11 protein-coding genes are annotated in these 13,113 nt (G+C 61.6%); 5 read left to right on the forward strand and 6 right to left on the reverse strand.

What is annotated here, in order from left to right; genetic code table 11:
- Positions 1 to 59: 59 nt before the first annotated feature.
- The 4 genes from cysD to WC392_09775 all read right to left on the reverse strand — a co-directional run bounded on the left by cysD (position 60) and on the right by WC392_09775 (position 4,796).
- Positions 60 to 1,034: a sulfate adenylyltransferase subunit CysD gene (gene cysD / locus WC392_09760; GenBank protein MFA5242641.1), complete on the reverse strand. Its 975-nt coding sequence runs from the start codon at positions 1,032 to 1,034 to the stop codon at positions 60 to 62.
- Positions 1,031 to 1,720: a phosphoadenylyl-sulfate reductase gene (locus WC392_09765; protein ID MFA5242642.1), complete on the reverse strand. Its 690-nt coding sequence runs from the start codon at positions 1,718 to 1,720 to the stop codon at positions 1,031 to 1,033. The genes cysD and WC392_09765 overlap by 4 nt, the downstream gene beginning before the upstream one ends.
- Positions 1,721 to 1,741: 21 nt before the next feature.
- Positions 1,742 to 3,862, reverse strand: a complete 2,121-nt coding sequence (locus WC392_09770) for a nitrite/sulfite reductase (protein ID MFA5242643.1) — start codon at positions 3,860 to 3,862, stop codon at positions 1,742 to 1,744.
- 151 nt (positions 3,863 to 4,013) lie between these two features.
- Positions 4,014 to 4,796 (reverse strand): sulfite exporter TauE/SafE family protein, encoded by a 783-nt coding sequence (locus tag WC392_09775; GenBank protein ID MFA5242644.1) that lies wholly within the window; start codon positions 4,794 to 4,796, stop codon positions 4,014 to 4,016.
- A gap of 115 nt (positions 4,797 to 4,911) precedes the next feature.
- On the opposite strand from WC392_09775, the gene cysB reads away from it, so the two are divergent.
- Positions 4,912 to 5,868: an HTH-type transcriptional regulator CysB gene (cysB, locus tag WC392_09780; protein ID MFA5242645.1), complete on the forward strand. Its 957-nt coding sequence runs from the start codon at positions 4,912 to 4,914 to the stop codon at positions 5,866 to 5,868.
- 201 nt (positions 5,869 to 6,069) lie between these two features.
- Here the strand turns inward: cysB and WC392_09785 are convergent, their stop codons facing one another.
- Positions 6,070 to 6,399: a hypothetical protein gene (locus tag WC392_09785; GenBank protein ID MFA5242646.1), complete on the reverse strand. Its 330-nt coding sequence runs from the start codon at positions 6,397 to 6,399 to the stop codon at positions 6,070 to 6,072.
- 270 nt (positions 6,400 to 6,669) lie between these two features.
- Here WC392_09785 and WC392_09790 point away from each other — a divergent pair, with 270 nt between their 5' ends.
- From WC392_09790 to WC392_09805, 4 genes are read left to right on the forward strand one after another with little or no spacing between them, the layout of a single operon-like run.
- Positions 6,670 to 7,761, forward strand: a complete 1,092-nt coding sequence (locus WC392_09790; protein MFA5242647.1) for an efflux RND transporter periplasmic adaptor subunit — start codon at positions 6,670 to 6,672, stop codon at positions 7,759 to 7,761.
- On the forward strand, positions 7,761 to 10,835 hold the full coding sequence (locus tag WC392_09795; protein ID MFA5242648.1) for a CusA/CzcA family heavy metal efflux RND transporter: 3,075 nt from the start codon (positions 7,761 to 7,763) through the stop codon (positions 10,833 to 10,835). The genes WC392_09790 and WC392_09795 overlap by 1 nt, the downstream gene beginning before the upstream one ends.
- A gap of 2 nt (positions 10,836 to 10,837) precedes the next feature.
- A complete protein-coding gene (locus WC392_09800; protein ID MFA5242649.1) occupies positions 10,838 to 11,149 on the forward strand; it encodes a DUF3240 family protein in 312 nt (103 codons plus the stop codon).
- Positions 11,146 to 12,414 carry a TolC family protein gene (locus tag WC392_09805; protein MFA5242650.1) on the forward strand — a complete coding sequence of 423 codons (1,269 nt, stop codon included), beginning with the start codon at positions 11,146 to 11,148 and terminating at the stop codon, positions 12,412 to 12,414. The genes WC392_09800 and WC392_09805 overlap by 4 nt, the downstream gene beginning before the upstream one ends.
- 94 nt (positions 12,415 to 12,508) lie before the next feature.
- Here WC392_09805 and WC392_09810 read toward each other — a convergent pair whose 3' ends face one another.
- On the reverse strand, positions 12,509 to 13,042 hold the full coding sequence (locus WC392_09810) for a transposase (GenBank protein MFA5242651.1): 534 nt from the start codon (positions 13,040 to 13,042) through the stop codon (positions 12,509 to 12,511).
- Between the last annotated feature and the right edge of the window lie 71 nt (positions 13,043 to 13,113).

Below are 13,113 nucleotides of genomic sequence, written 5' to 3' on the forward strand. Positions count from 1 at the left end.
TTATCCCGACATGTCGGGCTAAAGCCCGACCTACAGAGCTCGTTTTCAATGTCAAAAAATCAAAAATAACCCTCTTTCTTCTTGTCTTCCATGGAGTTCGCGCCGTGGTCGATAATGCGTGTTTCGCGCTCGCTGCGGGTGCAGGCCGCGGCTTCCGCCACGATCTCTTCGAGCGTGGTGGCGCCGGATTCGATCGCCCCGGTGCAGGGCGAGCAGCCCAGGGTGCGGAAGCGGCTCATCACCGGCTCGGGAATTTCGCCTTCTCGCAGGTTGTCCGCATCGCCGGCGGGGATCAGCAGGGGGCCGCGCCGCACCATCATGCGTTCCCTGGCGAAGTACAGCGGCACGATGGGGATGTTCTCCGTCCTGATGTATTGCCAGATGTCCAGTTCGGTCCAGTTGGACAAGGGGAACACCCGGATCGACTGGCCATCGCGGATGCGGCAGTTATAGATATCCCACAGTTCGGGGCGCTGGTTTTTGGGATCCCACTGGCCGAACTCGTCGCGAAAGGAAAATATGCGTTCCTTGGCGCGCGACTTTTCCTCGTCGCGGCGCGCCCCGCCCAGAGCGGCGTTGAAGCCGTATTGCTCAAGCGCCTGCAGCAGTGCCGCCGTCTTGAGCTGGCCGCAGCAGCGCGCCACGCCAACCTTGCTTGGGTGGGTGCCATCGGCGATGGCCTGCTCGTTGCGGTGGACGATCAGCCGCGCGCCGATTTCCTGCGTGGCGCGGTCGCGGAAGTCGATCATCTCGCGGAACTTGAAGCCGGTGTCCACGTGCAGCAGGGGGAAGGGCAGCGGTCCAGGGTAAAAGGCCTTGCGCGCCAGGTGCAGCATTACGCTGGAATCCTTGCCGACGGAGTAGAGCATGACCGGATTGCAGAATTCGGCCACCACCTCGCGCATGATGTGGATCGCCTCGGATTCCAGCACCTTGAGGTGCTTTGGCTGGAAATGTGCCTTGCCCGCCGGGGCATGGAGCGCCGATTCGTTTTGTGGCGCGGCCCTCGCCGCGATTTCATGCGCCGCCTTCATGCGACCTCCTTGCGTTTGTGCAAGCCGCATTCCTTGCTCTCCGGATCCTCCCACCACCAGCGTCCGGCGCGGATGTCCTGGCCTGCCGAGACGGCGCGGGTGCAGGGGGCGCAGCCGATGCTGGGATAGTTCCGGTCGTGCAGCATGTTGTAGGGCACGTTGAATTCCCGGATGTAAGACCAGACGTCGATCTGCGTCCAATCGATCAGCGGGTTGAATTTATGCAAGCCGTTGTCGGCGTCCCATTCCGCAGCGCCCAGATTCTGGCGCGTCGGTGCCTGCTCGCGCCGCAGCCCGGTCAGCCAGGCCTGCTTGCCCGACAGCGCGCGGCGCAACGGTTCGACCTTGCGGATCTGGCAGCAGGTCTTGCGTAGCTCAGCGCTGTCGTAAAAGGCGTTGACGCCGTGTTTGCTGGCAAACGCTTCCAGGGCATGCCGTTCCGGGAAATAGACCTGCATCCTGATGCCGTAATAACTGGACATCTGCTTCATCAGATCATAGGTTTCCTGCGGCAGCCGCCCGGTATCGAGGCTGAAAACACCGATGGAAGGGGTGTGCTTTGCGATCAGGTCGGTCAGCACCATGTCCTCCGCGCCCAGGCTGTTGGCGAAGACCGCCGGGGAGTACTCGCTCGCGATGTGGCTCAGCAGCGATTTTGCGTTTTCAATTTTTAGTTCCAGGCTCATTTTGCTTATCTCCTTTCCTTGTTAACGGCTGGCCGCCGCTTGTCTGGGTTCGTCTTCCGGATGCGGCCTGGAACGCGGCTGCAGAGCCGCCACCTGCGCGGCCGCTACTTGCGGCAACATGCCGGTCAGATCCAGTTGCCGGTCCTGTGCGAGGTTGTATTGGCCCGCCTCGGCTGTCCAGGCGTCGAGATCGGCAAACAGCCCCGGTAGTGCCTTGTCGTCAGGATGGTTCCTGAGGCGCGCAAACCCGGCCGCCAACTCCGCATATTTTCCGGCCAGGCCGGGTTGCTCAAGAGCCATGCCCTGCACCTGGGCGGCCAGGTTTCCCTCGTCGCAATCCGCCGGGAACAGCAAAGCCTTGCCGACCAGCCTGGCGATCGCCTCGGCGCAAGCCAGCGCTTCGCCAAATTCGCGCTGCATGTAATAGGCGTTGCGGTAGCGGCGTTCGTTGGCGGCTTCGTAATAGAGCGGGGCGACCGAAGCCTTGGCGGGGGCGCCGCACTCGCCGCCGCCCAGGGAAAGCACGCGGAAATCCGCACTGTCGCCATGGTCGCGCCGGAGAGACTCCGCCTCGTGTTCGGAAACATGGGCCAGATCCGCCAGCAGGTGCTTGAAATAGTCCGGCTCCTGCCTCCGCGTCCAGTGATAGAAGCTTTCCCGCTCATCGCGGCCCGTGGCGTAGGTTTCCTGAACCCGTTCGATCGCGGCCTCGATGCGCGCGGACGGAACCGAGGGCCCTTTCAGGGCAAGACCGGTACCATCGCTGCCCTCCCCGCCGAGATACAGCTGGTAATGGGGAATCAGCTTGCCGAACAGGCGCCGCCCTTCGCCGTAGATGCCGATGTCGCCCGTTTCCGGTTGGGCGCAACCATTGTGGCAGCCTGAAATGCGCAGGCGCAGGTTGTCGTTCCCGCCGCTCAGCTTGGGCGCGAGCTTCATCGAGGCGGTAATCCCCAGGCGGCAGGTGGAGGCGCCGGGGCAGGCGACGATGTTGTCGCCGCGCCTGGGTGCGGCAAGCCTGATTTTTGCCAGCCCCGCGTTGACCGCCGACAAGGCGGCTTCCGGCACATTGAGCAGCATCAGGTTCTGGTCCTGGGTGGTGCGGATGTCGTCCAGCCCCAGCTTTTCCGCCAAATCGGCAATGCCGCGCAATGCGGCCACGCTCAACTCACCCTGCGGAACCGTTACCGGGTAGACGTACAAACCCGGCTGTTTCTGCTTGTACAAGCGCCGCGGGGCGCCTGCTCCCGCCGCGTCGCCGCTCTTGCCGCCGCTCCAGCGCCCCTGCGGGTGGATTTGGCCGGCCAGCGCTACCCGGGTGCGATCCAGTTCCTCGCGGTATTTCGCGATAAAACCTTCCGGCCCGAAGCGATCCACCAGGAACTTGCTGCGCGAACGGGCGCGCTTGCTGCCGTCGGAATAGCGGTTGTGCAAGGCAATCGCGGCTTCCAGCACCGGCAGCAAATCCTTTTCGGCTATGAACGGCTCGATAACGAGCGCTTCGCGCGGCTTGTGGCCCAGCCCGCCAGCCGCCAGCACCTTGAAGCCGAAGCGGCCGTCATCGCTGCGCACGGCGATCACCCCGATGTCGTGGATCAAGCCCTGGGCGCAATCCGCCTCGCAACCCGAAAAGCTGATCTTGAATTTGCGCGGCATGCTCTGGGTGGCGGGGTGGCGCAAAAAATGGCGCGCCACGCCCTGCACGAACGGCTTGATGTCCGCGTGCTCGCGCCAGCAGACGCCCGCCAGAGGGCAGGAGGTGACGTTGCGCACCGTGTTGTTGCACGCCTCCCGCGTGGTCAGGCCGTCCCGGGACAGGCGGCGCAGCGCTTGCGGCGTGTCCGCCAGTGGCACGAAATGAACCTGGATGTCCTGGCGGGTGGTGATATGGGCGAAGCCGTGTTCGGAATGCTGCTCGACCACATCGGCAATCGCCCTCAGTTGACGCGGCGGAACCCGCCCGCCTGGCAGCTTGACGCGCACCATGTGCACCCCCGCCTGACGCTGGCCATAGAGCCCCAACTGCAGGCGCACGCCCTGGAAGCGGTCGGCATCCATTGCGCCTGCCTGAAAATCCTTCAGCGCCTGCTCGTAGCGGGTAATTTCGTCTTCGTTCGCCAAACTTTGTGCTGCTTGAATCATGGTTTTCTCCTCCAGGTTTAATCCAAATAATTCATTAAATCGTAGGTCGGGCTTCAGCCCGAAATTTCGGGCTGAAGCCCGACCTACAAGCTGTTGATTTCCTTCATGTCAAATCTCTAACGGATAATATGGATTTGATGTTTTAATTCGTTTACCAGACCAGCCTGCCGCCGATCAGGAGCAGCATTCCGGCCAGCACCGGCCGCAGCACCTGCTCCGGGATGCGTGTTCCCAGGTGGCTGCCGAGGTAAATGCCCGGTAGCGAGCCCAGCAACAGGCTCAGCAGCAATGCCACATCCACCGTGCCAAGAAAAAAATGCCCCAGCCCTGCAACCGCGGTAAGCGGCACCGCGTGGAAGAGATCGGTGCCGACGATCTGTACCGTGGACAGTCTCGGGTAGAGAAAAAACAGGGCAACCGCGCCCAGAGCCCCGGCGCCGATGGAAGAGATGGTCACCAGCACGCCCAGTACCGCGCCGGTCGCGATGGTGGCGGCATCGAGCCACTTTCCCTTGCCGCCGGATTGGATTGCTGGGCCATTCCGGCGCGCGAAATTTCTCAGCCGCTCCTTGAACAGCAAGGCCAGCGCCGTCAGAATCAGCGCCACGCCCAGGGTGCCGGTAATCACTGCTTCGAAATGGCGGGTGTTCACGGCAAAAGCCTTGAGCAGGGCTATGGTCGTCAATGCTGCGGGCAAGCTGCCAAGCGCAAGCAGGCCCGCGATCTTCCAGTCCACGCTGCCGCGCCTCCCATGGACCCACACCCCGCCCAGTTTGGTGATGGAGGCATAGAGCAAATCGGTGCCGACGGCGACCGATGGCGCAATGCCGAAAAACAGCACCAGGAGGGGGGTCATCAGCGCCCCGCCGCCCACGCCGGTAAGGCCGACGATGAAGCCGACGCCCAACCCCGCTGCCGTGTGCATCCATTCCATGGTCTATCCCCGTTGTTGCCTTGATCACCGGGGCCATGTTAGCAATGCGTGTATAGATTTAAAAAGAATAAGAAGTTACTATTAAATAACTGTAAGTTATAAACGGTGGATTGCGATGAAACTGCAACAACTGCGCTATATGCTGGAGGTCTATCGGCAAGGGCTGAATGTCTCGGCAGCGGCTGAAACGCTCTTCACATCTCAGCCAGGGGTCAGCAAACAGATCCGCCTGCTGGAAGATGAGCTCGGCGTCGAAGTATTCGTGCGCAGCGGCAAGCGGGTGACGGGCGTCACCCAGCCCGGACGCATCATTCTGGAAATAGCGGAACGCATCCTGCGCGATGCGGAAAATCTGAAACAGGCGGGTCAGGAATTCAGCAACGAAGCTGTTGGCAAGCTATCGATCGCCACGACCCATACCCAGGCGCGCTATGCGCTTCCGGAGGTGGTCAGGGCATTTATCCGGCGCTATCCCCTGGTCCGGCTCAGCCTGCATCAGGGCAATCCGACCCAGGTTGCGGAAATGGTCATCAGCGGCGAGGCCGACATCGCCATCGCCACGGAATCCATCGATATGTACAAGGAACTGCTTACCTTGCCCTGCCGCCAGTGGAACCGCGGCGTAATCACGCCGCCCGGCCATCCCCTGCTGGAGCAGCAGCCATTGAGCCTGAATGCCATTGCAAAGTACCCCTTGATCACCTACGACTTTGCGTTTGCCGGGCGCTCCAAGATCAACAAGGCGTTCGAGGCGCGCGGGCTTGCGCCCAATATCGTCCTGACGGCGCTGGATTCGGATGTGATCAAGACCTATGTGGAGCTGGGCCTGGGGGTGGGCATTGTTGCCAGGATGGCGTTTGATCCCATGCGCGACCTCAACTTGCGGGAAATGGATGCCAGCCACCTGTTCGACTTCAGCACCACCAAGATCGGTCTGCGCCGCGGTGCTTATTTACGCGCCTACGAATACGATTTCATCGAGCTTTTCGCCCCGCATCTTCCGCGCAAAACCGTGGAAGCTGCCATCAATACCAGGGACCAGCGGCCGACTGAGATACCCACGGAAATCTGATCAAGCCGCAGCGTGATTTTGTGTGCGGCGAATGGTTGCGGAAACATGAACCTAGAAACCTCAGTTCGATAACCACGGAGTTCACGGAGAAGCGGGGTAGGCAGGGATGGGCGACTTGTCGCCCAACTCGCAAAGGCAGTTTGCGGTCATTTATGGCCTCACCCAAGGGGTGAATGCCAAACATCATGCAATCTTTGGTTTTTACTCCGTGTTCTCCGTGAACTCCGTGGTTAACCGCTTTTTATAGGATGAAATGAGTTGCTTATGATTTAGACTAAGTTTAATATCCGCGCCATGAGATATGGTCGCAGCCGCTTTCTTGTCCTGTTTTTTCTTGCGCTTTTGCAGTGCTTCGCGCCGCTGCTCCACGCGCACGCCCATGGCATCTCGGTTGAGGGCAAGGTTCACATGCATGGCGAGGGCAAGGTGCATGCCCAGCCCTTGCCCGGCCATGAACATCCGGGTCTGCCATCGTTTGCGGCCGATCGCGATGAGGCCCCGGTTATTGCCATGGCACAGGAATTTCGCCACGAAATAACCATTGCATTGTCCGATGCGCCACAGCCGGCAGTGACGATATCTCTTCCGGAATTTTCTCCCGCCCGGCCGGCCCGTGCCCAGCCTGTCTGCCCTGCGCCTCCCGGAGGCCATTGCAGCTATCTTTCGCCTTTCTCCCAGGCACCTCCTCCTGTCCTGATTTAACCTTTGTTGTTGGGCTGGGTTTTCGTACGCGAAACCCCGGTATCGGTTGTGCTTGACAGTGTTTCTCCTGCCGCGGCGGGGAGAATGGGGAGTTGAATAATGTTTATGATCCGGTCTTTTCTTACCGTGAGTTTATGCTGGGCAGGGGCGCTTTTCGCCGCCAGCGATGTTCCTGTGACAGCCAAACAATCCCAGGCTTTGGGTATCGAAACCCGTCCTCTTGCCTCTTCATCCGTAGTTGCGGGTAACGCGCTGCCAGCACAGGTGGTGATTCCCAATCAGCAGATGCGCGTCATCAGCGCACCGCTGCCGGGGATGGTCGAAAGCATGGAGGTTGCCGTCAATCAGGCGGTCAAAAAAGGGCAAGTGCTGGCCCGCATTCAGAGTCCCGGGCTGGCCGAATTGCAGCGTGATTTCTTGCAGGCGGTGTTGCAATCTCAACTGGCGAAAAATTCATTGAGCCGCGACGAAAAGCTGTTCAAGGATGGCATCGTGGCTGAAAGCCGCTATCTCGCGACACGCAGCGGGGCGCTGACCTCGGCTGCGGCAGCCAGCGAAAAGCGCCAGGCCTTGCGTCTGGCGGGATTGGGTGATGCGGCGATCCAGAAACTCCAGTCCGGCCAGGCCATAGGCAGCGCGCTGGATGTTGCTTCTCCCATTGACGGTGTCGTCATGGAGCAGATGATTGCCCCCGGCCAGCGCGTGGAGGCGGCGGCACCCCTGTTCAAGGTGGCCCGCCTTTCCCCGCTGTGGCTCGAAATCCAGGCGCCGCTTGCCCAGGCCGGCACGCTGCAGGCGGGTGCCTCGGTGCGTGTGTCCTCGGCCCAGGCCAGTGGCAAGGTAATTTCCATCGGGCGGGCTGTCGCCGAGGCCAATCAGACTGTCATGGTGCGCGCCGAAATCACCGATGGCGCGGTCAATCTGCGCCCGGGACAATATGTCGAGGTGGTGCTGGGCATGTCCACGGGAACGAAGCAATGGATCGTGGCCAATGGGGCCTTGATGCGGGATGGAAACCAGACCTTTGTATTTGTTCAGACCCCGTCCGGCTATCGTCTGCAAGTGGTTCAGGTGCCGGCTCAGACCGCTGCCCTGGCGACCATCACGGGTGACTTCAAGGGCGACGAGAAGGTGGTGGTAAAAGGGACGGTAGCACTCAAGGCGGCGTGGCAAGGCCTGGGAGGCGAGTGATGCTCACCCGGATAATTGAATTTTCGCTGACCCAGCGTTTGCTGGTGGTGCTTCTGACGCTGCTGCTGATAGGCGGCGGTGTCTACGCATACAAGAACCTGCCGATTGATGCGTTTCCCGATGTTTCCTCGACCCAGGTCAAGGTGATCATCAAGGCGCCTGGCATGACACCGGAAGAAGTTGAGGCGCGCATTACCGCGCCGATCGAGGTGGAACTGCTCGGCATTCCGAACAAGAAGATATTGCGTTCGGTATCGAAATACGCCCTCACCGACATCACCCTGGACTTCGAGGAAGGCACCGACATCTACTGGGCGCGCAACCAGGTGGGCGAGCGTCTGGCCAATGTGATGAAAGACCTGCCGGCCAATATCAGTGGCGGTCTGGCGCCCATCACCACGCCACTGGGCGAGATGCTGATGTTCACCATCGAAGGCGGCGATCTTTCGCTGGCGGAGCGGCGTACCCTGCTGGACTGGGTGATCCGCCCGGCCTTGCGCACTCTCCCGGGCGTGGCGGATGTCAACTCGCTGGGTGGTCTGGTGCGCAGTTTCGAGGTGGCGCCTGACAGCGCGGCGCTGCAGGCACGCAATATTTCGCTGGAACAGTTGCAGGGCGCGCTCGAAAGTAACAACCGCAACGATGGCGCCGGGCGTCTGGGCGATGGCGAAGAGGTGCTGCTGGTGCGCGCCGAGGGCGCCATCCAGAAGCTGGAAGACGTCAGCGCCATTGTCGTTGCCAGTCGCGACGGCATGACGGTGCGCGTGGGTGATGTGGCCAAGGTGCGCATCGGGTCGCTGACCCGCTACGGCGCGGTGACCAAGGACGGCAAGGGCGAAGCGGTACAGGGGCTGGTGCTGGGCTTGCGTGGCGCCAATGCGCAGCAGGTGGTGGGCGGCGTTCGCGCCAAGCTCAAGGAGCTGGCTCCGGCATTGCCCAAAGGCGTGACCACCGAGATGTTCTATGACCGGGGCAATCTGGTCGAGCGCGCGGTGGGCACCGTCACTAAGGCGCTGATGGAAGCGATCGTGCTGGTGGTGATCCTGCTGCTGCTGTTCCTCGGCAATTTGCGCGCCGCGCTGGTGGTGGCCGCGGTGCTGCCGCTGGCGGCACTGATCACCTTCATCCTGATGAGCCGTTTCGGCATGTCGGCCAACCTGATGAGCCTGGGCGGGCTGGCAATTGCCATCGGCATGCTGGTGGATGCCGCGGTGGTGGTGGTGGAGAACATCGTTTCCCATCTCGCCCACGACAATTCGGTCAAGAAGCTTCCCTATCTGCATGTGGTCTATCGTGCCGTGCGCGAGGTCGCAGCGCCGGTGTTGTCGGGCATTCTGGTCATCATCGTGGTGTTCCTGCCGCTGCTCACGCTGCAAGGACTGGAGGGCAAGCTGTTCATCCCGGTGGCGCTGACCATCGTGTTTGCCCTGTCAGGTTCGCTGCTGTTGTCGCTTACCGTGATCCCGGTGCTGGCTTCCTTCATGCTCAAGCAGGCCAGTCATGACGACCCCTGGCTGGTCCGGAAGTCGCTGGCGATTTACGAGCCGTCCCTGCGCTGGGCGCTGGTCAACCAGCGCAAGGTGGTGGTTGCCGCGCTGTTGGCAATGGCCGTCACGGCCGGGGTTTATACCCAGATCGGCAAGACCTTCATGCCGACCATGGATGAGGGCGACCTGATCATCGGCGTGGAGAAACTGCCTTCCATCAGCCTGGAACAATCGGTGGCGCTGGATTTGCGTCTGCAGCAGGCCATCATGGCGCGGGTGCCAGAAGTGAAGGGCGTTGTTGCGCGGGTAGGCTCCGACGAACTCGGGCTCGACCCGATGGGGCTGAACCAGACCGATACCTTCCTGGTGCTCAAGCCGCGTGATGAATGGCGCAAGCCGGACAAGGAGTGGCTCATGGACGAGCTGCGCGCGGTGCTGAAGGATTTTCCCGGCATCGCCTACAGCTTCACCCAGCCGATCGATATGCGGGTGTCCGAAATGATCATCGGCGTGCGCGGTGATGTCGCGGTAAAGCTGTTTGGCCCGGATCTGGACGCGCTAAACCGCATGTCGGAGCAGATCGAAACGACGCTCAAGGGCGTCAAGGGGAGCGAGGATGTGTACCGGGTCATGAACGATGGCGTGCAGTACCTGAAAATCGAAATCGACCGGCTTGCCGCCGGGCGCCTGGGGCTTTCCGTGGACAAGATCGAAAACGCCTTGCGCACCCAGCTGGAAGGCACGCAGGTGGGCACGGTGCTGGAAGGCAACCGGCGCACGCCGGTGCTGTTGCGCGGTGATGACGAGTTGCGCCTGTCGCCCGCCCGCTTTGCCGAAATCCGGCTCACGCTGGATGATGGCCAAAGCATTCCGCTGTCCGCCGTGGCGCATCTGAAACGGGTCGGCGGTCCGGTCAAGATCGACCGCGAAAATGCCAGCCGCTACGTCGTGGTGCAGGCCAATGTGCGCGGGCGCGATCTGGTCGGCTTCGTGGAAGAAGCCAAGCAGGCCGTGGCTCAGCAGGTGCAGCTGCCAACCGGATACAGCACGATCTGGGGCGGCCAGTTCGAGAACCAGCAGCGCGCGGCGGCACGCCTTACCGTAGTGGTGCCGGTGGCGTTGGGGCTGATCTACATGCTGCTGTTTTCCACCTTTGGTTCCCTGCGCCAGGCGGCGCTGGTGTTCGCCAACATTCCGTTTGCCCTGATCGGCGGCGTGTTCGCGCTGTGGCTATCACGCGAGTACCTTTCCGTGCCGGCTTCAGTGGGATTCATCGCCCTGCTGGGTATCGCGGTGCTCAATGGCGTGGTGATGGTGAGCTACTTCAACCAGCTGCGGGCCCAGGGCATGGCACTGGCCGAGGTGGTGGTGGAGGGCTCCAAGAGGCGGCTGAGGCCGGTGCTGATGACCGCCGGCATCACCGCCTTTGGCCTGGTGCCCCTGCTGTTCGCCAGCGGACCGGGGTCGGAGATACAGAAACCCCTGGCGATCGTGGTGATCGGCGGGCTGGTGACGTCCACCTTGTTGACCCTGATTTTGTTGCCGATGCTGTATCAGCGCTTCGGTTTCAGCGTGGAGGATAAGTAATCATGAAATCCCTGGATTGTTGTTTGACCATCATTTTCCCCCGTGCGCTGGAGGAAAATCTGGTGGATAAGCTCTTGACCCATCCCGACCTGGCGTCGGGTTTTACCACCAGCCATGTCGAGGGGCATGGTGCCGGCGCGGCCTTTCACAGTGTGCAGGAGCAGGTGCGGGGCCGGGCGCATCGCTCGCAGATGCAGATTGTCATGAATCGGGAAGATGCGGCCACGCTGGTGGCGCACTTGAAAGCGGAACTGCCAAACCGTGAGGTGGCGTACTGGATTACACCGGTAATGGAATTCGGGAGACTCGCATGAAATTGAGATTAATCACTGCCGCACTGGCAGTTATGGCGGCCCAATCCGCCTGGGCAGCCGAGTTCAGGGAATATTCCGATTTGCCGCCGCAGGACATGGTGCAACAGGTGCTGCAAAACTATCCTTTGGTCATGGCGGCGCGCTCCGGCATCAAGGCAGGCGAAGCGGCGCGCGACCGGCTAGAAGCAGGCAGCCATGAATTCAATGTGACTGCGGGCGCGGCGCGCCGTCGTGTAGCCGATAGCGGCGAGCGCTTGCGCGACTGGAATGTTGGCCTTGAACGCGCCGTGCGCCTGCCGCGCAAGGCCGAACTGGACAGAGCCCTCGGCCAGCAGGGTCTGGTGCTGACGCAGAATGCCTATGGTGACGCCATGCACGAGGCGGGGCGCGGTTTGCTCTCTGGCTGGTTTGTCTGGCTGCGTGAACGTGCCCAGCTTGAACAGTGGCAGCAGCAGGCGGGTGTGCTCAAACAGCAGCTCGATGTCGTGGCGCGCCGCGTCAAGGCAGGTGATGCCGCACGGCTGGAGGAGGAGCTGGCACAGGCCGCGTTGATGCAGACAGAAATTTCGCTGCAGCAGGCACAGTTGCGCGCTGACAATGCAAGAGGGAATTTGTCCCGCTATTTTCCCACGCTGGCATTACCGGCGCAGCCGGTCGCAATGGAACAGATGCCGCCCCTGAACCAGGATCTTGCCTACTGGCTGAATCTGGGGCTGGACCACAACCATGAGCTGATGCTTGCACGTGCTCAGTCCAGGGTGGCCCAGCTCACGGCCCAGCGCGCCGATGCCGATCGTGTTCCCGACCCCAGCGTGGGTCTGAACTACCTTTCCGAGCGCAACGGCAGCGAGAATGTGACCGGCGTGTATGTCACTCTGCCCCTGCCGGGCGGGGCACGCCGTGCGGCCAGTGCTGAATCCCAGGCCCACGCGGAGATGGCCGCCCAGCGCGAAGCGCTGGTGTTGCGCCGGATCGAGGCTGAAATCAGCGCTACCTACAACAGTGCAAAAGCGGCCCACGCCAGCTGGCAGAGCGCGAGTGCCGCGAGTGAGCTGATGCAGCGCAACGAAACGAAAATGGCGCGCGCCTACGAGCTGGGTGAGATGGGTTTGAACGACGTGCTGCTGGCGCGGCGCCAGGGCATGGAAGCCCGCCTGTCAGCTACCCTGGCCCGCTTCGAGGCGGCGGAAACGCACTATCGCCTGCTGCTGGATACGCACCAGCTGTGGCCGCTGGGGAATGAAGAAGGGGAGGGGCATCATTAGGGGGTGGACTGTTTGTTGATGGGTATCGCTGCGCTCCACCCATCCTACAGCCAACCGATACCAACGTAGGATGGGTGGAGCGCAGCGATACCCATCACTCCCGTTCACCGCACTCCAATTCCAGTTCCATGTCCCCGGCCCAATCGATCGGCAGGACTCCGGCCTTCACGTAGCGGTGAAACGACGAAAACTCCCAATCGGCCACCCGCCCAACCAGGCCGTGTTTAACCGGATTGATGTGAATGTAATCGACGTGGCGGGAAAAATCCTCCTCGTCGCGGATCGTATGCTCCCAGTAACGCCGTTGCCAGATGCCGCGTTCCCCCTTTTCTTGACGGCTTGCGGAACGCGGCTCGGTGCCGGGGATGGTGCGGGAGAACATGGTCTTGATCAGCCGCCAGCGCAGGGCGAAATCATTGTCACCTTCGGGCAGGGTCCAGACAGCATGCAGGTGCTCGGGTAACACCACTATGGCATCGACCGTAAAGGGATGGCGATCGCGTGTATAGCGGAAAGCGGATCGCAGCGAATTGATGTGATCGACCAGCAAGGATTGCGAACGCCCGGCGAGATTTACGGTAAAGAAGTAGCAGGCGCCAGGAACGCGGTTGCGGCGATAGTTGGTCATGGGACTCGTTGTTGATGGGTATCGCTGCGCTCAACCCATCCTACGTTGGTGCAGGTTGGCTGTAGGATGGG

The organism is Sulfuricella sp., from assembly GCA_041651995.1.
In the GTDB taxonomy this organism is placed as follows: domain Bacteria; phylum Pseudomonadota; class Gammaproteobacteria; order Burkholderiales; family Sulfuricellaceae; genus Sulfurimicrobium.

Coding starts and splice junctions, on each gene's coding strand:
- WC392_09775 (MFA5242644.1), bottom strand. CDS start 4,796: ATGGAATGGATGCACACGGCAGCGGGGTTGGGCGTCGGCTTCATCGTC.
- cysB (MFA5242645.1), top strand. CDS start 4,912: ATGAAACTGCAACAACTGCGCTATATGCTGGAGGTCTATCGGCAAGGG.
- cysD (MFA5242641.1), bottom strand. CDS start 1,034: ATGAAGGCGGCGCATGAAATCGCGGCGAGGGCCGCGCCACAAAACGAA.
- WC392_09800 (MFA5242649.1), top strand. CDS start 10,838: ATGAAATCCCTGGATTGTTGTTTGACCATCATTTTCCCCCGTGCGCTG.
- WC392_09790 (MFA5242647.1), top strand. CDS start 6,670: ATGTTTATGATCCGGTCTTTTCTTACCGTGAGTTTATGCTGGGCAGGG.
- WC392_09770 (MFA5242643.1), bottom strand. CDS start 3,862: ATGATTCAAGCAGCACAAAGTTTGGCGAACGAAGACGAAATTACCCGC.
- WC392_09765 (MFA5242642.1), bottom strand. CDS start 1,720: ATGAGCCTGGAACTAAAAATTGAAAACGCAAAATCGCTGCTGAGCCAC.
- WC392_09805 (MFA5242650.1), top strand. CDS start 11,146: ATGAAATTGAGATTAATCACTGCCGCACTGGCAGTTATGGCGGCCCAA.
- WC392_09795 (MFA5242648.1), top strand. CDS start 7,761: ATGCTCACCCGGATAATTGAATTTTCGCTGACCCAGCGTTTGCTGGTG.
- WC392_09810 (MFA5242651.1), bottom strand. CDS start 13,042: ATGACCAACTATCGCCGCAACCGCGTTCCTGGCGCCTGCTACTTCTTT.